The 22,515-nt window shown below is 67.9% G+C and carries 26 protein-coding genes; 5 read left to right on the plus strand and 21 right to left on the minus strand.

From position 1 onward, the window contains the following. Positions 1 to 2: 2 nt before the first annotated feature. The 6 genes from lgt to EV580_RS00715 all read right to left on the minus strand — a co-directional run bounded on the left by lgt (position 3) and on the right by EV580_RS00715 (position 6,458). A complete protein-coding gene (lgt, locus tag EV580_RS00690) occupies positions 3 to 1,376 on the minus strand; it encodes a prolipoprotein diacylglyceryl transferase (RefSeq protein WP_133689239.1) in 1,374 nt (457 codons plus the stop codon). Next, a complete protein-coding gene (gene trpA, locus EV580_RS00695; protein WP_133689240.1) occupies positions 1,373 to 2,185 on the minus strand; it encodes a tryptophan synthase subunit alpha in 813 nt (270 codons plus the stop codon). The genes lgt and trpA overlap by 4 nt, the downstream gene beginning before the upstream one ends. After that, positions 2,182 to 3,420 (minus strand): tryptophan synthase subunit beta, encoded by a 1,239-nt coding sequence (gene trpB / locus EV580_RS00700; protein WP_166654543.1) that lies wholly within the window; start codon positions 3,418 to 3,420, stop codon positions 2,182 to 2,184. Before trpB ends, trpA begins: the two co-directional genes overlap by 4 nt. Before the next feature lie 36 nt (positions 3,421 to 3,456). After that, positions 3,457 to 4,275 carry an indole-3-glycerol phosphate synthase TrpC gene (trpC, locus tag EV580_RS00705; RefSeq protein WP_133689242.1) on the minus strand — a complete coding sequence of 273 codons (819 nt, stop codon included), beginning with the start codon at positions 4,273 to 4,275 and terminating at the stop codon, positions 3,457 to 3,459. Positions 4,276 to 4,341: 66 nt separating this feature from the next. After that, positions 4,342 to 4,941 carry a TIGR02234 family membrane protein gene (locus tag EV580_RS00710; protein WP_133689243.1) on the minus strand — a complete coding sequence of 200 codons (600 nt, stop codon included), beginning with the start codon at positions 4,939 to 4,941 and terminating at the stop codon, positions 4,342 to 4,344. Next, on the minus strand, positions 4,938 to 6,458 hold the full coding sequence (locus EV580_RS00715; protein WP_133689244.1) for an anthranilate synthase component I: 1,521 nt from the start codon (positions 6,456 to 6,458) through the stop codon (positions 4,938 to 4,940). Before EV580_RS00715 ends, EV580_RS00710 begins: the two co-directional genes overlap by 4 nt. Positions 6,459 to 6,512: 54 nt before the next feature. Here EV580_RS00715 and EV580_RS00720 point away from each other — a divergent pair, with 54 nt between their 5' ends. From EV580_RS00720 to EV580_RS00730, 3 genes are read left to right on the plus strand one after another with little or no spacing between them, the layout of a single operon-like run. Further along, complete coding sequence (locus tag EV580_RS00720; protein ID WP_133689245.1) at positions 6,513 to 6,968, plus strand: peroxiredoxin; 456 nt, start codon at positions 6,513 to 6,515, stop codon at positions 6,966 to 6,968. A 39-nt stretch (positions 6,969 to 7,007) separates the two neighbouring features. Further along, entirely contained in the window at positions 7,008 to 7,676 is a 669-nt protein-coding gene (locus tag EV580_RS00725) for a FadR/GntR family transcriptional regulator (protein WP_133689246.1), read from the plus strand. Next, a complete protein-coding gene (locus EV580_RS00730; protein ID WP_133689247.1) occupies positions 7,673 to 8,470 on the plus strand; it encodes an ABC transporter ATP-binding protein in 798 nt (265 codons plus the stop codon). Before EV580_RS00725 ends, EV580_RS00730 begins: the two co-directional genes overlap by 4 nt. On the opposite strand, the gene EV580_RS00735 is transcribed toward EV580_RS00730, so the two are convergent. From EV580_RS00735 to hisD, 10 genes are all read right to left on the minus strand, one after another. Continuing rightward, positions 8,467 to 9,087 (minus strand): TetR/AcrR family transcriptional regulator, encoded by a 621-nt coding sequence (locus EV580_RS00735; RefSeq protein WP_133689248.1) that lies wholly within the window; start codon positions 9,085 to 9,087, stop codon positions 8,467 to 8,469. The two genes, EV580_RS00730 and EV580_RS00735, sit on opposite strands and share 4 nt — an antisense overlap. Continuing rightward, positions 9,080 to 10,321: a cytochrome P450 gene (locus EV580_RS00740; RefSeq protein ID WP_133689249.1), complete on the minus strand. Its 1,242-nt coding sequence runs from the start codon at positions 10,319 to 10,321 to the stop codon at positions 9,080 to 9,082. The genes EV580_RS00735 and EV580_RS00740 overlap by 8 nt, the downstream gene beginning before the upstream one ends. 122 nt (positions 10,322 to 10,443) lie before the next feature. Further along, positions 10,444 to 10,791: a phosphoribosyl-AMP cyclohydrolase gene (gene hisI / locus EV580_RS00745; protein ID WP_133689250.1), complete on the minus strand. Its 348-nt coding sequence runs from the start codon at positions 10,789 to 10,791 to the stop codon at positions 10,444 to 10,446. Then, entirely contained in the window at positions 10,788 to 11,561 is a 774-nt protein-coding gene (gene hisF, locus EV580_RS00750; protein ID WP_133689251.1) for an imidazole glycerol phosphate synthase subunit HisF, read from the minus strand. The genes hisI and hisF overlap by 4 nt, the downstream gene beginning before the upstream one ends. Further along, positions 11,561 to 12,364, minus strand: coding sequence for an inositol monophosphatase family protein (locus EV580_RS00755; protein WP_133689252.1), 804 nt, complete (start codon positions 12,362 to 12,364; stop codon positions 11,561 to 11,563). The genes hisF and EV580_RS00755 overlap by 1 nt, the downstream gene beginning before the upstream one ends. Then, positions 12,364 to 13,098 carry a bifunctional 1-(5-phosphoribosyl)-5-((5-phosphoribosylamino)methylideneamino)imidazole-4-carboxamide isomerase/phosphoribosylanthranilate isomerase PriA gene (gene priA / locus EV580_RS00760; protein ID WP_133689253.1) on the minus strand — a complete coding sequence of 245 codons (735 nt, stop codon included), beginning with the start codon at positions 13,096 to 13,098 and terminating at the stop codon, positions 12,364 to 12,366. Before priA ends, EV580_RS00755 begins: the two co-directional genes overlap by 1 nt. Next, positions 13,099 to 13,719 (minus strand): imidazole glycerol phosphate synthase subunit HisH, encoded by a 621-nt coding sequence (hisH, locus tag EV580_RS00765; RefSeq protein WP_133689254.1) that lies wholly within the window; start codon positions 13,717 to 13,719, stop codon positions 13,099 to 13,101. Beyond that, entirely contained in the window at positions 13,716 to 14,324 is a 609-nt protein-coding gene (hisB, locus tag EV580_RS00770) for an imidazoleglycerol-phosphate dehydratase HisB (RefSeq protein ID WP_133689255.1), read from the minus strand. Before hisB ends, hisH begins: the two co-directional genes overlap by 4 nt. Further along, complete coding sequence (locus EV580_RS00775; protein WP_166654544.1) at positions 14,321 to 15,430, minus strand: histidinol-phosphate transaminase; 1,110 nt, start codon at positions 15,428 to 15,430, stop codon at positions 14,321 to 14,323. Before EV580_RS00775 ends, hisB begins: the two co-directional genes overlap by 4 nt. Further along, a complete protein-coding gene (gene hisD, locus EV580_RS00780; RefSeq protein ID WP_133689256.1) occupies positions 15,427 to 16,755 on the minus strand; it encodes a histidinol dehydrogenase in 1,329 nt (442 codons plus the stop codon). Before hisD ends, EV580_RS00775 begins: the two co-directional genes overlap by 4 nt. Positions 16,756 to 16,833: 78 nt before the next feature. Here hisD and rhtB point away from each other — a divergent pair, with 78 nt between their 5' ends. Further along, on the plus strand, positions 16,834 to 17,469 hold the full coding sequence (gene rhtB, locus EV580_RS00785) for a homoserine/homoserine lactone efflux protein (RefSeq protein ID WP_133689257.1): 636 nt from the start codon (positions 16,834 to 16,836) through the stop codon (positions 17,467 to 17,469). Positions 17,470 to 17,479: 10 nt separating this feature from the next. Next, positions 17,480 to 17,893 carry a nitroreductase family deazaflavin-dependent oxidoreductase gene (locus EV580_RS00790; RefSeq protein WP_133689258.1) on the plus strand — a complete coding sequence of 138 codons (414 nt, stop codon included), beginning with the start codon at positions 17,480 to 17,482 and terminating at the stop codon, positions 17,891 to 17,893. Here the strand turns inward: EV580_RS00790 and EV580_RS00795 are convergent. From EV580_RS00795 to nadA, 5 genes are read right to left on the minus strand one after another with little or no spacing between them, the layout of a single operon-like run. After that, positions 17,890 to 18,270: a VOC family protein gene (locus EV580_RS00795; protein ID WP_133689259.1), complete on the minus strand. Its 381-nt coding sequence runs from the start codon at positions 18,268 to 18,270 to the stop codon at positions 17,890 to 17,892. The two genes, EV580_RS00790 and EV580_RS00795, sit on opposite strands and share 4 nt — an antisense overlap. Before the next feature lie 8 nt (positions 18,271 to 18,278). Next, entirely contained in the window at positions 18,279 to 18,965 is a 687-nt protein-coding gene (locus EV580_RS00800) for a hypothetical protein (protein ID WP_133689260.1), read from the minus strand. A 41-nt stretch (positions 18,966 to 19,006) separates the two neighbouring features. After that, entirely contained in the window at positions 19,007 to 19,864 is an 858-nt protein-coding gene (gene nadC / locus EV580_RS00805) for a carboxylating nicotinate-nucleotide diphosphorylase (protein WP_133689261.1), read from the minus strand. Continuing rightward, a complete protein-coding gene (locus tag EV580_RS00810; RefSeq protein ID WP_133689262.1) occupies positions 19,861 to 21,423 on the minus strand; it encodes an L-aspartate oxidase in 1,563 nt (520 codons plus the stop codon). Before EV580_RS00810 ends, nadC begins: the two co-directional genes overlap by 4 nt. Continuing rightward, a complete protein-coding gene (gene nadA, locus EV580_RS00815) occupies positions 21,420 to 22,469 on the minus strand; it encodes a quinolinate synthase NadA (RefSeq protein ID WP_133689263.1) in 1,050 nt (349 codons plus the stop codon). Before nadA ends, EV580_RS00810 begins: the two co-directional genes overlap by 4 nt. Positions 22,470 to 22,515: the final 46 nt, after the last annotated feature.

The following is a 22,515-nucleotide window of genomic DNA, read 5'->3' on the forward strand; positions in this document are numbered from 1 at the left end:
CGTCAGTCGCGGTGGACTTCGACGCCCCAGAGAACACGACGGACGACGGCGCGGAATTCGCGTCGCTGCGCGGGCGGAGCTGCTGCGGGGACGGGTTCGGGCTCGGGCTCGGGCTGCGGCTCTGGCTCGGGTTCCGGCTCGGGCTCGGGCTCGGGTTCCGGCTCGGGCTCGGGCTCGGGCTGCGGTTCAGGCTCGGGCTCGGGTTCCGGCTCGGGCTCAGCTTCGGGCTCAGCTTCAGCCTCCGGCTCTGCTTCTGCCTCCGGCTCCGGCTCGGCTTCTGCCTCCGGCTCGGCTTCGGGCTCCGCCTCGGCCTCCGGTTCGGGTTCGGGCTCGGCTTCCGGCTCCGCCGCAGGCTCCTCGACATCGCCGGCGGCTGCGGCGTCTTCGGTGTCGTGTTCGGCCGCGACGGTCACCGCGGCGGCGATACCACCGCCCGTGGCGACGGCGACCAAGTCCTCGGCCATCTTCTCGGCCGGCGATTCCTCATCATCGGGCCCGCTGCTGACCTGCTTGCCACCCAGCGTCGCCGGATCTTCGCGGCCCTTGGGCGCCAGCAGGATGTACACGATCGCGCCGATGAACACGAACACCGACGTGAACGAGTTCACCCGGATGCCGGCGATGTGGGTCGCCGTGTCGTCGCGCAACAGCTCGACCCAGAACCGGCCGATGCAGTACGCCGCCACATACGCCGCGAACAGGCGACCGTGGCCGATCTTGAACCGACGGTCTATCCAGATCAGGAAGACGAACACTGCGACGTTCCACAACAGCTCGTACAGGAACGTCGGCTGCACCACATAGGCAACCTGGCCCGTCGACACCCCATCCAGCGAATGGACATCGACCATTCCCGACGAGTCGCGCCGGTAGAAGATCTCCAGCCCCCACGGCAGCGTCGTTTCGCGCCCGTACAACTCCTGGTTGAAGTAGTTGCCGAGGCGGCCGATCGCCTGCGCCAGGATAATGCCCGGAGCGATCGCATCGCCGAACGCCGGCAGCGGAATCCCCCTGCGCCGGCAGGCAATCCATGCCCCGACGCCGCCAAGTGCAACCGCACCCCAGATGCCGAGGCCGCCGTCCCAGATCCGAAGTGCCGCACCGATACCCGCGCCGCCCTCGGCGAAATACGTTCTCCAGTCGGTCATCAGGTGGTAGAGCCGGCCACCGATCAGACCGAACGGCACCGCCCACAACGCGATGTCGTAGATGACGCCCCGCTCGCCGCCGCGTGCCGCCCAGCGGCGGTCGCCGATCACCAGCGCGGCGATGATGCCCGCGATGATGCACAGCGCGTAGGCCCTGATCGGGACCGGGCCCAGATGCCACACACCCTGCGGCGGGCTCGGGAAATAAGCCAACACGGTTGTCGTCACGAAGCAGGCACCTTCTGTCGCACACCCACGGCCAACTCTTCGGTCAGCGTCCGCACTGCCGCCAACCCATCGGTCAGGGCCGACACTAGCGCCGAGCCGACGATCACGCCCTCTGCGAACGCCGCGATCTCGGCGGCCTGCTCACGCGAGCGCACACCGAGTCCGACCCCCACCGGAATGTCGGAGACCTCCTTGACCCGCTGCACCAGTTCGGGCGCCGCACTGGACACCACGTCGCGGGCACCTGTCACACCCATGGTCGACGCCGCGTAGACGAATCCGCGCGAAGCCTCCACGGTTTTGGCCAGCCGCTCCGGGGTCGACGACGGCGCCACCAGGAAGATCCGGTCCAAGTCGTGGGCTTCGGACGCGGCCATCCATTCGTCGGCCTCGTCGGGAATAAGATCCGGGGTGATCATGCCTAGTCCCCCGGCCGACGCGAGATCGCGTGCCCACGCGTCAATCCCGTAGTGCAGCATCAGATTCCAGTAAGTCATGACCACCGCGTTGCCGCCGGCGGCACTGATGGCCTCCACCGCACGCAAGGTGTCGCGAACGCGGACTCCGCCCTGCAGCGCGGCTTCTGTGGCCGTCGCGATCACCGGTCCGTCCATGCCCGGATCGGAGTACGGAACGCCGACTTCGACGATGTCGCAACCGGATTCGACCAGCGCCACCAACGCGTCGATCGAGACGTCAACGGAGGGATAGCCGGTCGGCAGGTAGCCGATCAACGCGGCCCGCCGCTGGTCGCGGCATGCCGAAAAGACCGAACCCAGCCGCCCGGATTGGCTGTGCTGAACCGTCATGAGGCTCCCGGGCCGGACTTGTCGAACAGCCCGAACCACTTGGCCGCCGTCTCCACGTCCTTGTCACCGCGGCCCGACAGATTGACCAGGATGATCGACCCGGGGCCCAGCTCGGCGGCGAGCTTCACCGCGCCGGCCACCGCGTGCGCCGATTCGATCGCCGGGATGATCCCTTCCAGGCGGCACAGCAGGCGGAACGCGTCCATCGCCTCGGTATCGGTGATCGGCTGGTACTCGGTGCGGCCGAGATCCTTGAGGAACGCGTGCTCGGGGCCGACACCCGGGTAGTCCAGTCCGGCCGAGATCGAATGCGATTCGATGGTCTGGCCGTCTTCGTCCTGCAACAGGTACGAGTACGAACCCTGGAACGCACCCGGCGTCCCGCCGGTGAAAGTCGCTGCATGCCTTCCGGTTTCGACACCATCGCCCGCGGCCTCGAACCCGACGAGGCGCACCGAGGGATCGTCGATGAACCGGTGGAAGATACCGATCGCATTGGACCCGCCACCGACGCACGCGGCCACCACGTCGGGCAGCCGGCCGGCCTGCTCCAGAATCTGCGCCCGCGCCTCCATCCCGATGATCCGCTGGAAGTCGCGGACCATAGTCGGGAACGGGTGCGGTCCGGCCGCGGTCCCGAAGCAGTAGTAGGTGTTGTCGGCGTTGGTGACCCAGTCGCGGAAGGCGTCGTTGATGGCGTCCTTGAGCGTCTTGGACCCGGACTCCACCGACACCACCTCGGCGCCCAGCAGCCGCATCCGCGCCACGTTCAGCGCCTGGCGCGCGGTGTCCACCGCGCCCATATAGATCACGCACTCCAGACCGAGCAGCGCACAGGCCGTCGCGGTCGCGACGCCATGCTGGCCAGCGCCGGTCTCGGCGATCACCCGGGTCTTGCCCATCTGTTGGGCCAGCAGCGCCTGGCCCAGCACGTTGTTGATCTTGTGCGACCCGGTGTGGTTGAGGTCTTCGCGCTTGAGGAACACCCGCGCCCCGCCGAGGTGTTCGCCCAGCCGGACCGCCTCGTAGAGCGGCGACGGACGCCCGGCGTAGTGGGTCTGCAGATTGTCCAGCCGATCGAGGAATTCCTGGTCGGTGCGGGCCTTTTCGTAGGCGGCCGTCACTTCCTCGATGACGGCCATCAGCGCCTCGGGCACGTAGCGGCCGCCGAAGACACCGAAGTGGCCGCGAACGTCGGGATCGTGGACCGTGGGCTCGGCGACGGCCGCACTCATGCGCGGCACGTTCGGGGTGGAGGTGTCAGCCACGACTCAGCGGGCGGGTTTCGGGCAGGAAGGGTGGGCTCCTGCGGTCACCAGGTCAGCGACGGCGCTGCGTGGATCCCCACTGGTCACCAGGCCCTCACCGACCAGCACGGCGTCCGCCCCCGCGCCGGCGTATGCCAGCAGATCACCGGTGCCGCGCACGCCGGACTCGGCGACCCGGATGGTGTCGGACGGCAGCCCCGGCGCGATCCGCGCGAAGCAGTCCCGGTCGACTTCCAATGTCTTGAGGTCGCGGGCGTTGACACCGATCACCTTGGCGCCGGCTTCCAGTGCCCGGGAGGCCTCCTCCTCGGTGTGCACCTCGACCAGCGCGGTCATGCCCAGCGATTCGGTGCGCTCCAACAGCGACTCCAGCGCCGGCTGCTCGAGTGCGGCCACGATCAGCAGCAGCATGTCCGCGCCGTGCGCCCTTGCCTCGTGGATCTGATACGGCCGAACGATAAAGTCCTTGCGCAGCACCGGAATTCGCACGGCGGCACGTACCACGTCCAGGTCGGCGAGTGAACCGTGGAAACGACGCTCCTCGGTCAGCACGCTGATCACCCGGGCTCCGCCGCTCTCGTAGGCGCGGGCCAACTCGGCGGGATCGGCGATGTTGGCGAGCTGGCCACGGGATGGGCTGGCGCGCTTCACTTCGGCGATGACGGCGATGCCCGGCGCGCGCAGTGCGGCCAGCACATTCAGCGGAGCCGGAGCGGCCTCGGCAGCTGCCTTGACCTCGGCCAGCGGAACGATCGCCTCACGGGCGGCAACGTCTTCGCGCACTCCCTCGATGATGGAGTCGAGCACGGTCGCCGAACTCATGCGAAGCGGATCCCTTCTCGCGCGCTGATGTCCCTGAAAGGGTAGTCGTAGTACGCCACGCATTCGTCACCGACCCTCGGTGTCGGGGCGTCGCTCGGTGGGATCGACACCCTCGTCCAGGGCGTCCCACATGCCCCGCTCGGAGATCGCCGGGTCACCGTCCTCGCTGTGTACGGCGTTGCGGCGGGCCGCGGGCGCGGCGTATTTGGCCGTGGCGCCCCGCCCGGAGCCGGCCGACCGCATCAAGAGCACGGCGGCGACCAGCGCACAGACCGCCGCGGCAATGGTCAGGCCGGCGCCGGTGACGTGCCGCTCGCTGGCCACCAGCGACGCCACCGGCAGCTGGGCCAGGTCGGCGCCACGCGGTCCGACGTCAGGCGTGATGATCAGGCTGACGCCGAGATAGCCCAGCAGCAGCGTCACCACGGCGACCAGCAGCGCGACCGCCCGTAGCCCCCAGCCCCGCACCGCGAGCCCGGCCACCGCGGCCGCCAGCAGCAGCACCGCCAGCGGGATCAGGGCGTTGGACCAGGCGGCACCGGTCAGCGTGACGGTCTTGGGCTGGCCGAGGCCGTCGAAGGACGTCACCGACACCCACGTCATCCGCGAGGCCACCCACAGCAGGAGTGCCGACACGACCAGCAGCAGCTGCCCGATGCGGATCACGGCGCGCCGAGCGTTTCCGCGGCCGCGATCGCGCTGAGCACCGCCTTGGCCTTGTTCGACGCCTCGGTGTACTCGTACGGCCCGTTGGAGTCGGCCACCACACCGCCGCCGGCCTGCACGTACGCGGTGCCCTTGCTCATCAGGGCGGTACGGATCGCGATCGCGAAGTCGGCATTGCCCGCAAAATCCAGGTAGCCGACGACACCGCCGTAGAGACCGCGGCGGGTCTTCTCGACCTCTTCGATGAGCTCCATGGCCCGCACCTTCGGCGCACCGGTCAGGGTGCCGGCCGGGAAGCACGCCGTGACGGCGTCCAGCGGCGTACGACCGTCGGCGAGCAGGCCGGTGACCGTCGACACCAGATGCATGACGTGGCTGTAACGCTCGATGTGGCTGTAGTCCTCCACACGCACGGTGCCCGGTACACACACCCGGCCCAGATCGTTGCGGCCGAGGTCGACCAGCATCAGGTGCTCGGCGCGTTCCTTCTCGTCGGCCAGCAGTTCCTTCTCCAGCAGCTGGTCCTCTTCCTCGGTCTGACCGCGCCACCGCGTTCCGGCGATCGGATGCGTTGTGGCCCAGCCGTCCTTGACCGTCACCAACGCCTCCGGGCTGGAGCCGACAATCGAAAACGCCGTTCCCCCAGCCTCATCCGGGACATGCAGCAGATACATGTACGGGCTGGGGTTGGTGACCCGCAGCATCCGGTACACGTCGATCGGGTCGACGGCGGTGTCCATCTCGAAGCGCTGCGACGGCACCACCTGGAAGGCCTCACCGGCCTCGATCTCCTTGACCAGTCGCTCGACGATCGCGCTGTACTCCTCGGGAGTGCGCTGCGAGCGGTGCCGCGGTTGCGGCCGGGAGAACGTCGCCACGGACGACGGCAGCGGCTGGCTCAACGCCTCGGTCATCACGTCGAGGCGGGCGACGGCATCGTCGTACGCCCAGTCGACGCGCTCGTCGGTGCCGTTCCAGTTCACCGCGTTGGCGATCAGGGTGATCGTGCCCTCGTGATGGTCGACGGCGGCCAGATCGGTGGCCAGCAGCAGCAACATATCCGGCAGGCCGAGGTCGTCGACGGCCAGTTCTGGCAACCGTTCCAGGCGCCGGACGACGTCGTAGGCGAAGAACCCGACCATGCCGCCCGACAGCGGCGGCATACCCGCCAGCGGGCCGGTGGACAGCAGCGCCATCGTCTGGTGCAGCGCCTGCAGCGGATCGCCGCCGGTGGGCGCGTCCTGCGGGGTGGCGCCCAGCCAGACCGCTTCGCCGTCACGAACTGTGAGTGCGGACGGTGCCCCGGCCCCGATGAACGACCAACGCGACCACGAGCGCCCGTTCTCGGCGGACTCGAGCAGGAAGGTTCCGGGCCGGTTGGCGGCCAGTTTCCGGTACGCCGACAACGGTGTCTCACTGTCCGCGAGCACCTTGCGGGTCACCGGCACCACGCGGTGTTCGGCGGCGAGCGCACGGAACTCCTCGCGTGTGGTGGTGGCGGCGAGGTTGGATTGCACCGATACATCCTCCCAGACCCGCTGGCCGCGTTTGACCGGCGTAGCCTGCTCCCCATGAAACGTGGAGACCGGGTTGCGGACTTCGAACTGCCGGATCAGACCGGCACCGTGCGCTCACTGACGAGCCTGCTGGCCGACGGGCCGATCGCCCTGTTCTTCTATCCCGCCGCGATGACGCCCGGCTGCACCAAGGAAGCCTGTCATTTCCGGGACCTGGGCTCCGAGTTCGCCGCGCTGGGCGCCAGCCGGGTCGGCATCAGTACCGACGCCGTCGAGAAGCAGGCCCGGTTCGCCGACTCCCAGAGTTTCGACTACCCGCTGCTGTCCGATGCCGACGGTGCCGTCGCGACGTCGTTCGGCGTCAAGCGCGGGCTGCTGGGCAAGCTGATCCCGGTGAAGCGCACGACGTTCATCATCGACACCGACCGCACCGTCCTGGAGGTCATCTCCAGCGAGGTCAACATGGACGCCCACGCCGACAAGGCGCTGGAGGTTCTGCGGTCTCGCTGACCGCGTACGCTACTCCTCAGACAAGTTGAGGAGTTCGTCGTGGTCACTCAGGTACAGCGTCATCCACTGGCGGCACAGACGGCTGCGTTGTTGATGACTCGCATTCGCAACGGTGAATGGCCGCTGGGACACCGACTTCCCGGTGAGACGACGCTGGCCGCACAACTGGGCGTCGGCCGTTCCACACTGCGCGAGGCGATCCGCGAGCTCGCGGGCAAGGGTGTGCTCGACAGTCGTCAGGGCGCAGGGGTTTTCGTCACTGCGCTCGAGGTCACCGAGGATTGGGACACCATCCTGCGGCGCACGACCATCGCCGCCGTGATCGAGGCGCGGATCGCGATCGAGGCCGAGGCCGCGGCACTCGCGGCCGTCCGGCGAACACCGTCGGACCTTCGCGCCATTCGCCGCACCCTGGCGGCTCGCGGTGTGACGGGCCAATCGGTGCCCGACCACGTCGACGCCGACGCCGCGTTTCACCGGGCGGTGGTCGCGGCAGCCCACAACGACGTGCTGACGCAGCTGTTCGACGCGTTCCTCCCCCGGTTGCGGCAGGCGATGATCGACATGCTCAAGATCCGGCCGGTTCCCGAAGACGAGGATCATCTCGCTCATCAGCAACTCGCGGATGCCATCGCCGACCGCGATCCGGTCTCAGCCGCCGCGGCCAGCAGATCGCATCTGAGCTCGCTGAAGGATTCCTACTCGTGACACCGGTTTTGGAGCTCGACGACGTGACGTTCCGTCGCGACGGCAAGCAGATCATCGACGGCATCTCCCTGACCGTGAACGCGGGTGAACACTGGGCGTTGTTGGGGCCCAACGGTGCAGGCAAGAGCACGCTGCTCGGATTCTGCGCGGCGGTGACGTTCCCGACGACCGGCGCGGTGACGATCTTGGGCAGCCAGATGGGGCGAACCGATCTGGCCGTGCTGCGGCACTCGATCGGACACGTGAATCCCCGTCACCGGCTGCAGTATTCGCTGACCGTGCGCGAGGTGGTGCTGACCGGCATCACCGCGACCATCGACATTCCGATGCGCTGGACCCCGACCGCCACCGAGGCAGAGCGGGCCGACGCGATGATCGCCGCGGTGGGGATGACACGCAAGGCCGACAATGTGTGGCCGACCTTGTCCCAGGGCGAGCGGGGCCGCGCTCTCATTGCGCGAGCGCTGGTTTCAGAACCGAAGCTGCTGCTGCTGGACGAGCCGACAACGGGTCTTGACGTCGCGGCACGTGAACAGCTGCTGGAGACGATCGACACGCTGGACCAGACACATCCCGACGTCGCGTCGATCTTGGTGACCCATCACCTCGAAGAGCTGCCGACCACCACGACGCACGCGCTGCTCATCGCCGACGGCCGCACCGTGGCCAGCGGCCCGGCGCGCGAGACGATTTCGACGGACAACGTGACCGCCGCGTTCTCGCATCCGATCGCGGTGGGGTACGACGAAGGCCGTTGGACGGCGCGGGCGAAGGCCAGCGCGATCGACGTCTAGTACTTGGACAGCGACATCATCCGCGGATAGAGAATCGCCGGACCGAGCCATCGCCCGAGGAAACGGCGTAGTTCGGCGCCATCCTGCGAAGCCCGCCTGGGGTCGGTCAAGAGGGATTGCACAGTGCGCGCGGTCATTTCACAGAGATCGCGCAGTGCCGTGGCGTCAAAGCCGTGAACTGCCCAGTCCACATCGAAGCGGTGAAAGACGGACAAGCAGAAGGTGATCGCCGTGTCGGACGTCAGCGAGGCGACGGCTTCACCCTCCTGACGCCGGGTCAACACATTCTCCAACTGCGGATCGCCGACGAGGTTCTCGATCCCGAACGACACACTCTCCACGACGGCACTGACCGGGTCGCTGAGCCCGCGGACATGTTCGACGACCTGGTCGATGAATCCGTCGACCGCTCGCATCGAGCTGGCGATGAGCAGCGCATCGGCGTTCGGGAAATAGCGGTACACCGTCTGGCGAGTCACACCGAGCGTGCGGGCGACATCGGCAAGGCGTATCGCCGATCCATGTTCGGCGACGACCTCGTCCACCGCGTCGAGAATGCGGGCGATAGCCTCCTCATCCGTGGCGGGGGTGGACCCGGCCCAGCCGCGACTACGCATCCGCTGTCACAAGCACTTCGGCGTCGAACTCGATGGGAAGTGTTGTCGGACCCGTCATTCCCAACACAGACTTCCACGGGGCCGGACCGGCGCGATGCACCGCAGGCAGGCGGCGAGTGAGGACCACCAGCGCCTCCGCCAGCTCCCGACGCGCCAGGTTCGCCCCAAGGCAGTAATGGGCGCCGCCGCCGAACGTCAGGATCGCCGGCACGTCGCTTCGGGTGATGTCGAACCGGTCAGCGTCGTCATAGATCGCTGGATCACGGTTGGCGGCAAAGGTATTCACGAGGACAAAGGTTCCGGCCGGGAACAGGTACCCACCGAACTCCGCATCCTCGACGGCCGCCCGCGGCACGATGCAGGCGGCCGGCGAGTGCCGCATGCTCTCCTCGACCGCCTGCATGGCAAGTTCCGGTTGGTCGCGTAGCGCCGCCCACTGATCCGGATGCTCGCAGAGCACCTGCACCGACGCCGCGAGTTGGTTTCGTGTGGTGTCCGTTCCCGCCATCAAGAAGCCGGCCACCAGTCCGCGGAGTTCCTCGAGGTTCAGCCGCTCGCCGTCACTTTCCGCGCGGATGAGCTCCGACACCAGGTCGTCGGTCAGATTGTCCCGGCGAGCGGCAACCATGCCGTCGACGTAATTGTCGAGTTCGCCCCACGCACGCATGATCTCGGACTCGTCGAACGCGGCGTCTGGCTGAAAGTTGAAGGCTTTGAAGATCTCCTCGGTCCAATCCGCGAACAACTGCCAATCCTCGCTGGGCGCTCCGAGTAGCGCGCAGATGATCGGAGTCGGGTAGCGACGCGCGATATCGGGGACGACGTCGCACTGTCCGGCGTCCATCACCCGATCGATCAGCCCGTTCATCACCTCGTGAATGGTGTCGGAAAGGCGGGACGTCGCGCGCGGAGTGAACGCCTTGGCGACCAGCTTGCGCAATCGGATATGCGGTGCGCCCTCCAGCCCCAGAAGGCTATTCGTCAACTTCTCGTACAGCGGGCCAGACGTGATGCCCTGCGCCGCCAGCGTGATACCGGGCGGCAGGCGGAATCTGTTGTCGCGAAGCATGTCTCGAGCCAACTCGTACGACAGAATCTCCGGACCGAGGGGGCCGATCGCGATGGGCGAGCGCGATTGCGCGCTGCGAAGATCGTCGAAGATGTCATTCGGCGTAGCGGTCATGTCGTAACTGATGGTGGGCAGGCCGGCTTCGAAGACGCTGGTAGCAGTCATCGCAATCTCTCGTTGACGGACATTTCTACCGCGAGTGTATGACCACTATTGCGAATGCGTCAATGACGGCCTACAGCGATCCGCTGTGGTCATACATTTTGAAGAAGAACGTCGGTAGCGGGTTAGTTCTCCGGAGCCAGCAGCTGGTCGGCGTCGAAGCAGCTGTGGTCGCCGGTGTGACAGGCTCCCCCGACCTGGTCGACTTCGAGCAACACCGCATCGCCGTCGCAGTCCAGTCGCACCGAGTGCACGTGCTGGGTGTGCCCCGATGTCGCGCCCTTGATCCACTGCTCGCCGCGAGAGCGCGAGAAGTAGGTGGCTTCGCGAGTCTCCAGCGTGCGCGCCAACGCGTCGTCGTCCATCCACGCCACCATCAGCACGTCGCCGCTGCCGTGCTCCTGCACGATCGCCGCGAACAGACCGTTGGCATCGCGCTTGAGGCGCTTGGCGATATCGGGGTCGAGGCTCATCGGACCGTGATCCCTTCGGCCGCCATCGCGGCCTTGACCTCACCGATCGTGAGTTCGCGGAAGTGGAAGACGCTGGCCGCGAGCACCGCGTCGGCACCGGATTCCACCGCCGGCGCGAAGTGGTCCACCGCCCCGGCACCGCCGCTGGCGATCACCGGCACCGTGACGGCCTTGCGGACCGCCCTGAGCATCTTCAGGTCAAAACCGGCCTTGGTGCCGTCGGCGTCCATCGAGTTCAGCAGGATTTCGCCGACGCCGAGTTCGGCTCCACGCGTTGCCCATTCGACCGCGTCGATACCGGTCCCCTGCCGCCCACCGTGGGTGGTGACCTCCCAGCCAGACGGCGTGGGCGCCGAGCCCTCGGGCACTGTGCGGGCGTCCACCGACAGCACGATGCACTGCGAACCGAACTGCCGCGACAACTCGGCCAGCAGCTCAGGGCGAGCGATCGCCGCGGTGTTCACCGACACCTTGTCCGCGCCGGCACGCAGCAGCATGTCGACATCGGCCACCGAACGCACTCCCCCGCCGACGGTCAGCGGGATGAAGACCTGCTCGGCGGTGCGGCGCACGACGTCCAGCATGGTCGCGCGCCCAGACGACGACGCGGTGACGTCCAGGAACGTCAGCTCGTCGGCGCCCTCGGCGTCATAGGCGGCGGCAAGCTCGACGGGATCGCCTGCGTCACGCAGGTTTTCGAAGTTGACGCCCTTGACCACCCGCCCGGCATCGACGTCCAGGCAGGGAATCACGCGTACGGCGACGTCCATTACAGGTAATCCTCCGGAGGTCCGACCCTGTCCAGGATCTCCATAACGGTGGCGTGCACGCCGGGTGCTGCCGCCAGCGCCGAGCGAGACGACGGCGTCCATGGCTGACCCGACAGGTCGGTGACGACGCCGCCGGCGGCGCGCACGAGCGCGACTCCGGCGGCGTGATCCCAGATGTGGTCGCCGAAGCTGATGGCCGCGCCCATGATTCCGGCCGACACGTAGGCGATGTCGACACCGGTGGCACCGTGCATCCGCATCTTCGAGCACACCCGGCTCAGATTCTCCAGCACCGCAAGCCGGTAGCGACCGGGGAACCGGCCGCGCCAGTCGACGTTGAAGGTGCCGAAACCGATCACGCACTGCCCGATCTCGCTGTGCCCGATCGGCGGCTGGGCGACGCCGTTGAAGTACACCGGGCCGCCCACCACCGCGCTGTAGCGCTGGTCGGTGAACGGCAGCCAGGTCAGGCCCGCGACCGGTTCGCCGTCACGCAACAGCCCGAGCAGGATCGCGGCCATCGGCGAACCCGCGGCGTAATTGAATGTGCCGTCGATCGGATCGAGGACCCAGACCAGCTCCGAATCGATTGCGGCCCCGCCGAACTCTTCACCGTGCACCCCGATCCCGGTCACCGACTCCAGCGCGGCGACAACCTGCCGTTCGATGGCCAGATCAACCTCGGTGGCGAAGTCGTTGCCCTTCTTCTGCACAGCCGAGGAAGCCCGATGTCCTGCGATGAACGGTTTGGACACCTCGTCCAAGATCACCGCCGCCTGGGCCACCAGGGTGTCGAGATCCACTACTGGCTCACCGCGGCAAGTGCCTCCGGCAGCGTGAATCGGCCGGCGTAGAGGGCTTTTCCAACGATCGCACCCTCAACACCGCTGTCGGTCAGGGTCGCGATCGCACGCAGGTCGTCCAGGCTGGACACCCCGCCGGAGGCGATGACCGGTGCGTCCGTGCACTCAGCAACCCCCTCGAGCAGGTCGAGGTTGGGTCCGGTGAGCGTGCCGTCCTTGGTGACGTCGGTGACGACGAACCGCGAACAGCCTTCGCTGTCAAGGCGTTCCAGCACATGCCACAGGTCGCCGCCGTCGGTCTCCCAGCCGCGGCCGCGCAGCCGGTGCTCGCCCTCGACTATCTGGACGTCCAGCCCGACCGCGACCTTGTCGCCGTACTCCGCGATCGCGGCGGCACACCACAGCGGGTTCTCCAACGCGGCGGTACCGATGTTGACCCGGGCGCACCCGGTGGCCAGCGCCGCCTTGAGTGACTCGTCATCGCGGATGCCACCGGAGAGTTCGACTTTGACGTCGAGCTGCCCGACCACCTCCGCGAGCAGTTCGCGGTTGGACCCGCGGCCGAACGCGGCGTCGAGGTCCACCAGGTGGATCCACTCGGCGCCGTCACGCTGCCAGGTGAGCGCGGCGTCCAGCGCCGAGCCGTACTCGGTCTCGCTGCCGGCCTTGCCTTGCACCAGGCGCACCGCCTTACCCTCGACGACGTCGACGGCAGGCAACAAAATCAGTGGCACTTAAAGCCCCTCAACCCAATTCGCGAGCAGCGCCGCACCGGCGTCGCCGCTCTTCTCCGGATGAAACTGTGTGGCCGACAACGGACCGTCTTCGACGGCGGCCAAGAACCGCACGTGATGGTCCGCCCAGGTCAGCAGCGCATCGGGTGCGCCTTCCCACTTCTGTGCGGCGTAGGAGTGCACGAAGTAGAACCGGGTGTCGGCGTCGAATCCCTTGAACAGCAGGCTGCCCGGCGCCGCGTCGACCACGTTCCAGCCCATGTGCGGGATCACCGGCGCGTCGAGCCTGGTGACCGATCCAGGCCATTGACCGCAGCCCGTCGACTCGACCCCGAACTCCACACCCCGGGCGAACAGGATCTGCATACCCACACACACGCCGAGCACCGGCCGGCCGGCGGCCACCCGCTCGGCGATGATCTGCTCCCCGCCGATCCCCCGCAGCCCGGTCATGCAGGCCTCGTAGGCACCGACGCCTGGAACGACCAACCCGTCGGCATTCAGCGCGCGCTGCGCGTCGGCGGTCACCTCGACGTCGGCGCCGACGCGTTCCAGCGCCCGCTGCGCCGAGCGCAGGTTGCCCGAGCCGTAGTCCAGAACCACGACGGATTTGGCTGTCACAGTGAGCCTTTGGTGGACGGCACGCCCGACACCCGCGGATCGGGCTCGACGGCCTGCCGCAGCGCCCTGGCCACCGCCTTGTACTCGGCCTCGGTGATGTGGTGCGGGTCGCGACCGTAGAGGGTCCGCACATGCAGGGAGATCCGGGCATTGAACGCCAGCGACTCGAACACGTGCCGATTGACCACCGTGTGGTAAGGCACGGTGGAGCCGGCGATCGTGAAATCGACCATGTAATCCGGTTCCCCGGTGTGGACGAAGTAGGGCCGGCCGGATACGTCGACGGCGGCGTGCGCCAGTGTCTCGTCCATCGGGATGAAGGCATCGCCGAATCGGCGGATGCCCTTCTTGTCACCCAGTGCCTGACCCAGCGCGGTGCCCAGCACGATCGCGGTGTCCTCGATGGTGTGGTGGCCCTCGATGTCGACGTCGCCCTTGGCGGAGATGGCCAGGTCGAAGCTGGCGTGGGTGCCCAGCGCGGTCAGCATGTGGTCGAAGAACGGAATCCCGGTGTGCACGCTGACATCCCCGGTCCCATCGAGGTTGAGCTCGACGACGATGTCGGACTCGCGGGTCTTGCGCTCGACCTTTGCGGTGCGGCTCATGGTGCTCCTATTTTGGCGCTGGCGGCAAGGAACGCGTCGTTCTCGTCGGCCAATCCGATTGTGGTGCGCAGGTATCCGGGTATCCCGACGTCGCGGATCAAGACACCGTCATCGAGATACTTCTGCCAGGCCGCTGCGGCGTCGGCGAATTCGCCGAACAGCACGAAGTTCGCGTCACTGGGGATGACGCGGAACCCGAGTTCGGTCAGCGCGGCACAGACCCGCTCCCGCTCCGCGATCAGCGTCGCGACGCTGCCAAGGGTGTCGTCGGCGTGGCGCAGCGCGGCCCTGGCGGCGGCCTGGGTGACCACCGAGAGGTGGTAGGGCAGGCGGACCAGCAGCACGGCGTCGATGATCGCCGGTGCCGCGACCAGGTAGCCCAGCCGCCCGCCGGCGAACGCGAACGCCTTGCTCATCGTTCGGCTGACGATGAGCCGGCTCGGGTACTCGTCGATCAGCGCGACCGCGCTGGGCTGGCTGGAGAATTCGCCGTAGGCCTCGTCGACGATCAGGATGCCGTGGCCCATGGCGTCCAGCAGCCGGCGCAGGTCCTCGAGCGGAATGCTCTGTCCGGACGGATTGTTCGGGCTGGCGACGAACACCACGTCGGGGTCGCGGGCGGCGATGACGGTCGCCGCGGTGTCGGCATCGAGACTGAAGTCGGCCGCGCGCACCGACTCGATCCACTCGGTCTGGGTGCCGTTGGAAATGATCGGGTGCATCGAGTACGACGGCACGAAACCGATCGCACTACGGCCCGGCCCACCGAATGCCTGCAGCAACTGTTGCAGGATCTCGTTGGATCCGTTTGCCGCCCAAAGATTTTCGGTCTGCAGCTCCACACCGGTCTGGGCTCGCAGGTAGGCAGCCAGGTCGCGGCGCAGCTCGACGGCATCCCGGTCGGGATAACGGTGCAGGTCGGCGGCGGCGGCTTCGACCGAGCGCGTGACGTCCTCGACCAGCGCCCGACTCGGCGGGTGCGGGTTCTCGTTGGTGTTCAGTCGAACCGGCACATCGAGTTGCGGTGCGCCATAGGGAGATTTGCCGCGCAGATCGTCGCGCAGCGGCAGATCCGCCAAGCTCACCTGAGCTCCTGGCACGGTCATCGCTCGAACCTCCGCCGGACCGCTTCGCCGTGCGCGGGCAAGTCCTCGGCCTTGGCCAGGGTGATGACATGTCCGGAGACGTCCTTGAGCGCCGCCTCGGTGTAGTCGACGACGTGAATACCGCGCAGGAAGGTCTGCACCGACAGGCCACTGGAGTGCCTGGCGCAGCCCGCGGTGGGCAGCACGTGGTTGGACCCCGCACAGTAGTCACCCAGGCTGACCGGCGACCACGGGCCGACGAAAATTGCCCCGGCCGCGCGGATCCGGCCCGCGACCTCGGCGGCATCGGCGGTCTGGATCTCCAGATGTTCAGCGGCATAAGCGTTCACGACGCGCACGCCGGTGTCGATGTCGTCGACCAGGACGATGCCCGACTGGCGCCCACGCAGCGCCTCGGTCACGCGTTCGCGGTGCTTGGTGGTGGTCAGCTGCGCGGCCAGTTCGGTTTCGGTGGCCTCGGCCAGTTCCGCGCTGTCGGTCACCAACACGCTGGCGGCCAACACGTCGTGCTCGGCCTGGCTGATCAGGTCGGCAGCGATGTGCACCGGATCAGCGGTGTGGTCGGCCAGGATCGCGATCTCGGTGGGGCCCGCCTCGGAGTCAATGCCGATCTGCGAGCGGCAGATCCGCTTGGCGGCGGTCACGTAAATATTGCCCGGCCCGGTGACCATGTCGACGGGAGCCAGCTCGGTGCCGTCGGTGTCGGTGCCGCCGTACGCCAGCAGCGCGACGGCCTGGGCACCGCCGACGGCCCAGACCTCGTCGGCGCCCAGCAGCGCTGCCGCCGCGAGAATGGTGGGGTGCGGCAGGCCGCCGAACTCGGCCTGCGGTGGGCTGGTGATCACCAGCGAGTCGACGCCTGCGGTCTGGGCGGGCACCACGTTCATCACGACGCTCGACGGATAGACGGCGTTGCCGCCCGGCACGTACAGGCCGACCCGCTCGACCGGAACCCACCGCTCGGTGACCGAGGCGCCGGGCGCCAGGGTCGTGGTGGTGTCAGCACGACGCTGGTCGGCGTGCACGATCCGGGTGCGCTCAATGGCGACTTCGAGCGCGGCGCGCACCTCGGGGTCCAGCCCGGCCAGCGCGTCGGCCAAGGCGGAGGCGGGCACACGCACGGTCGGGGGCCGGACCCCGTCGAACTGTTCGCCGTACTCCAGCGCGGCCACCGCGCCGCGTTCGGCGACGTCGTCGACGATCGGCCGGACCTTGGGCACCACCGCGTCGACGTCCACACCGCCGCGCGGCAGCGCCGCGCGCAGTTGAGCGGCGGTCAGCGTGCGACCACGCAGGTCGATCCGATTCATGGCGAAGCTGGTCATCGGTTCAATTGTCCCCGATCGGTGCACCCGAATAAAAATCGATTGAGCGCGAGTCGCCGCGGCCCGGATACTGCCGTTATGCAATGGGAGCTGTGGCTGGCCTTCGTCGGCGCCGCGATCGTCATCAGTGTCTCGCCGGGCGCCGGTGCGATTCAGTCCATGGCGACCGGTCTGGCGTACGGCCTGCGCCGCGGATATTGGAGCATCACCGGGCTCGAGATCGGCCTGATGCTGCAGCTGGCGGCGGTCGCCGTCGGGCTGGGCGCCGCGGTGGCGCAATCGGTGGTCGCGTTCACCGTCATCAAGTGGATCGGCGTGGTCTACCTGATCTACCTGGCCGTCCGCCAATGGCGCAGCACGCCCTTTGACCTGGATCAACAGGTCAGCGTGGACGCCGGCGGCGGACGATGGTCCCTGCTGGTGCGCGGGTGCCTGGTCAACGTCACCAACCCCAAGGGGCTGGTGTTCCTGCTCGCTGTGCTGCCGCAGTTCGTCGTTCCGACGGCTCCGCTGCTCCCCCAATATCTGGCGATCGGCGCGACGATGGTGGTCGTCGACCTCGTCGTCATGGGTGCCTATACGGGGCTGGCGGCCCGACTGCTGGGCTGGCTGCGCACGCCGCGCCAGCAGCGGGCGATGAACCGGACGTTCTCGGGCCTGTTCGCGACGGCCGCGGTGGTGCTGTCCCTGGTGCGCCGGGGCGCTGCCGCCTAACGTGGGCGCCATGTCGACCAAGGATCATCCGAACAACGCGCCCGGGGTGCCCATGCGGTTCCCGGTCTGGTTCGAGAACTTCCAGATCAAGTACTTCAACCCCGTGATGAAGCCGCTGGCCAAGTACATGCCGGGAATGTCGGTCATCTCCCATCGCGGCCGCACCTCCGGCACCCAGTACGAGACCGTGGTGTCGGCCTTCCGCAAGGGCGACACCCTCGCGATCATGCTCGGCCATGGCAAGACCAACTGGGTCAAGAACGTCCTGGCCGCCGGCGAGGCCGATATCCGGCACGGACGCAAGACTCTGCACCTGGTCAACCCGCGCGTCGTGCCCGCGGGTACCGACGACCCGTCGCTGCCCGGTGTTGCCCGCCGGGGTGTGAAGGGTGGCGTCGGCGCGTTCGTCGCCGATATCGCCTAGGCGTCTTCGGGAATCAGGTTCGTGATGCAGAACGGGTGACCGGCGGGGTCGATGAGAACCCGCCAGTTGTCCGGCTGAGGCTGCACGTCCGCCTTCGTCGCACCGAGCCCGATGATGCGGGTCTCCTCGGCATTAAGGTCGGACACCGCAAGCTCCAGATGGAGCTGCTTGGGCACCGGGCCCTCTGGCCAGTCGGCCACCCGATGGTCGGCGACGCGCTGGAACGTCAGGAACACGCTGCCCGCACCCTTGAGTGCGACGAAGTCCGGCGAGGTCATCATCTCTTCGAGGCCGAGCATCTCCCGATAGAACTCACCGAGTGCGGCCGGGTCGACGCAATCGATCGAAATCGCGCCCAGCCGTGCGGTTCCCGCCATGGCGACTCCTAGATGTTCTTTGCGATCCCTTGAAAGGCGTTCGCCTGCTCGGCCGCGATCGCTTCGATCTTGTCCCGGACTTCTTGTTGGATATCCATCATCTGCTGTTTGAGTTCGGCTTGCGACAGAGGGTCGACGGCCTGTGCCCTCTTCTCGAGGATCTCGCTGGTCTTGTCGTAGTCATACTGCTGCACCGCGTCCATCGCATCCAGCGAACTCATTATCTGGCCGACTCCCTGCACGATGGCCGCACTTTGCTGTGCTTGGTCGGCGAATTCACTGGCCTGCGACCTCTTTTCGGCCACCAGCGCCTGTCGGCCCTGGGCGTCCTGCGCGAGCTGAGCGAGTGCGGCCCCGGTGTCGTTGGTATCGAGAGCGGTGAGAACCGCAGCTTCGTCATCGGCGTCGGATGCCTCTATTGCGACGGTCGACTGAGCCGAGCTGAGCTGCTGGAGCGCCGAAAACTTGCTCTGAACATCGGCGTCCAATTGCGCCGTCTCGAGTCGCCTCGCGAGGGCCTGTTCCTGTGCTTTGGCCAAGGCGTCGGCCTTCATAGCGGTCCTGCTCTCGAGGTCCTGCCATGCCTTGGCCTCGGTGGCGGCAGTGCGCGTTGGTTTTGCCGAGGAGCTGTCGCCGGCATTGCGCGCCGAGCCAGAATCGTTCGGTTCAGCGGACGCGACAGGCGCGAGCACCATCCCGGCTACCGTCACGATTGCCGCAAGCGGCGCTTTACATCTCACAGGTCCAGCCCCACGTCGAGAACTCGCACTGAGTGAGTCAACGCCCCGACCGCCAGGAAGTCCACCCCTGTGCCGGCGTAATCCGCGGCGCTGTCCAGGGATAGGCCACCGGAGGACTCGAGCTGCACACCGGGGGCATTGGCGTCGCGGCGCTGCACGGCGATCTGGGTCTGCCAGACAGGGAAGTTGTCGAGCAGGATCAGCTGCACGTCCTCGGCCAGGACATCGTCGAGCTGCTCCAGAGTGTCCACCTCGACCTCGCACGGCAGATCGGGCGCGGCCGCTCGCACAGCCCGCAGGGCGGCCACCACCGAACCGGCCGCGGCCACGTGGTTGTCCTTGATCAGCGCGGCGTCGCCGAGGCCCATCCGGTGATTGACCCCGCCGCCGAGCCGTACGGCGTACTTCTGCAGCGCCCGCAGCCCGGGCAGGGTTTTGCGGGTGTCGCGGATCTGAGCCTTGGTTCCCTCGACGGCATCCACCCAGGCCGCGGTGGCGGTCGCGATGCCGGACAGGTGACAGACCAGGTTCAGCAGGGTCCTCTCGGCCGTCAGCAGCCCGCGGGTCGGGGCTTCTACCCGAAGCAGCGCGGCACCTGGCTCCAACCGGGTCCCGTCGTCGACGCGGTCGACCACCCGGTACCCCGCCTCGCCGAGCACCTCGTCGAGAACGAGTAAGGCCACGTCGATGCCGGCGGCGACGCCGGGCTCCCGGGACACCAGCGACGCGACGGTGGTGGCGTCCGCCGGCACGGTGGCCAGCGTGGTGACATCGGGCCCGTAGCGCAGATCCTCATCGAGGCCGCGCAGGATCGTGATACGAGCTTCGGCGAGCTCGTCGTCGGTCAGTTTCATCGCAGGCACGCCTCCGCGTGGTCCCCGTGCAGGGTGCGGCTGAACCCCTGGGCCGGATCGGTATCGGGGTGGTCGCCGCGATGGTGACAACCACGAGATTCGGTGCGGGCCAAGGCCGCTGCAGCGACGGCGCGGGCCGTGACCGTGAGTGCGACGTCCTCGGCGGCGGCGCGGGTGGTCATCGCTCGCGGTGTCGCGTCGGCGAGCCTGTCGGTGAGGCGACGCAGCCCGGCGGCATCGCGGACCACCGAGGCGTAGTCGGTCATCGCGGCCTGCAGTACCTTCCGGTCGAGCGCAGTGTGGTTCAGCTCCTCGGCTTTCGCCATCGGGGTGCCCGCATCGCCCGCGTGCTCGACGGCGGCACGTCCGGCGCGACCACCGACGACCAGCCCTTCCAGCAGGCTGTTCGAAGCCAGCCGGTTGGCTCCGTGCATGCCGGTGCGGGCCACCTCACCGGCGGCGAACAGGCCGGGCAGGTCGGTGCGACCGGACACGTCGGTGGCGACGCCGCCGCAACTGTAGTGCGCACCGGGAACGACGGGGATCGGCTCGCGGGTGGGGTCGATGCCGGCGGCGCGGCAGGCCGCCGTCACCGTCGGGAACCGTTGGGAGAAGCGGGCGACGGCGCGCGCATCGAGGAAGACGCACTCGTCGCCGGTCTCGCGAAGACGCGCTTCGATGGCTGCGGCGACGACATCGCGCGGGGCGAGGTCACCCATCGGATGGTGCGCCGTCATCGGTTCGCCACGAGCGTCGCGAAGTACCGCACCTTCGCCGCGCAGCGCCTCGGTGATCAGCGGGCGGCGCCCGGAACCGTTGCGGTCGAACAGCATCGTCGGATGGAACTGGACGAATTCGATATCGGTGACGCCCACACCGGCCCAGAGTGCCAGCGCGATGCCGTCGCCGGTGGAGCCTTCGGGGTTGGTGGTGGCGCGGTAGAGATGACCGAGCCCGCCGGTGGCCAGGATGACCGACGGCGCGTGCACGATACCGAGCCCGTCGGCATTGCGGACCAGTACGCCGGTGACCGCCGTACCGTCGTGAAGCACCTGCAGCGCAACATGATTGCGCCGGATGTCCAGGGTGGCGGCGGCGTGGTCCAGTGCGCGCTGCACCTCGGCACCGGTGGCATCGCCGCCGGCGTGGATGATCCGACGCCGGGAGTGGCCACCTTCTCTCGTGAGCGCCCACTGCCCGGGGGTGCTCTCGTCGAAACGCGCACCGTCGTCGACCAGGTCGGCCACCGCCCGGTAGCCGTCGGCGACGATGGACCGCACCGCGTCGGGATCACACAGCCCCGCACCCGCCGCCACGGTGTCGCGGACGTGGGCGTCCACAGAATCGTCGGTGTGCGGCAGCACCACGGCGATCCCGCCCTGCGCGTAGAACGTCGCGGTGTCGGGGGCCTTACTCAAAACGACTGTGCGGCTGCCCTTTCGGTGCGCGACCAGGGCGGCTGCCAATCCCGCTACCCCGGTCCCGATCACGACGACGTCGGCACGCTGCTGCCAGTCGACTCCGCCTGCGCCGGCGCCGCAGGCGAACGAGCGGGTCATTCCCCGCCGCCGGGCTGACCGATCTCGATCATGCGCTGCACGCTGCGTCGAGCGGCGGCCGCAGTATCAACATCGACGTCGACCTCGTCGGCACCCTCGACCAGGCAGCGCAGCAGCGCCGCCGGGGTGATCATCTTCATGTACTTGCAGGACGCCCGGTCGTTGACGGCCTGGAAGTCGATACCCGGTGCGGCACGGCGCAACTGGTGCAGCATGCCGACCTCGGTGGCGACCAGAACCTGCTTGGCGTTGGAGGCCTTGGCGGCGTCGAGCATGCCACCGGTGGACAGGATGTGGACTCGGTCGGCCGGGAAGGCCCCCTCACCGGCGAGGTACAACGCGGAAGTCGCGCAACCACATTCGGGGTGCACGAACAGTTCGGCATCGGGGTGGGTGCGGGCCTGGTCGGCCAGCTCATCACCGTTGATACCCGCGTGCACGTGGCACTCACCGGCCCAGATGTGCAGGTTGGTGCGTCCGGTCATCCGGCGGACGTGGGCACCCAGGAACTGGTCCGGGCAGAACAGCACCTCACGGTCGGCGGGAATGGAGGCCACCACCTCGACGGCATTGGAGGACGTGCAGCAGATGTCGGTGAGCGCCTTCACCGCCGCGGTGGTGTTCACATACGACACGACGACCGCACCGGGGTGCTCGTCTTTCCAGCCGGCCAGGTCCTCCGCGGTGATGGAGTCAGCCAGTGAACAGCCGGCCCGCTGGTCGGGGATCAGAACCGTCTTCTCGGGGCTGAGGATCTTGGCGGTCTCGGCCATGAAGTGCACGCCGCAGAACACGATGGTCTCTTCGGCGGCCTCGGCCGCGATCCGGGACAGCGCCAGCGAGTCACCGACGTGGTCGGCGACGTCCTGAATGGCCGGCAACTGATAGTTGTGAGCCAGAATGGTCGCGTTGCGCAAGGTGGCCAGGCGGCGCACCTCGGCGGCCCATTCCTCGTCACCGTTCACCCCGGTGTAACCACCGGGCCCGTCGGTGATGCGGGCGACAAGGCCGCTATCGACAGCGTCAGCACGATCCAAGACGGTCATTTCCGCCTCCTAGTCTCACTTCCGAGGTTTTCGACTTACAATCGAA

Origin of the sequence: Mycobacterium sp. BK086, from assembly GCA_004362315.1 — a bacterium.
Lineage (GTDB): Bacteria > Actinomycetota > Actinomycetes > Mycobacteriales > Mycobacteriaceae > Mycobacterium.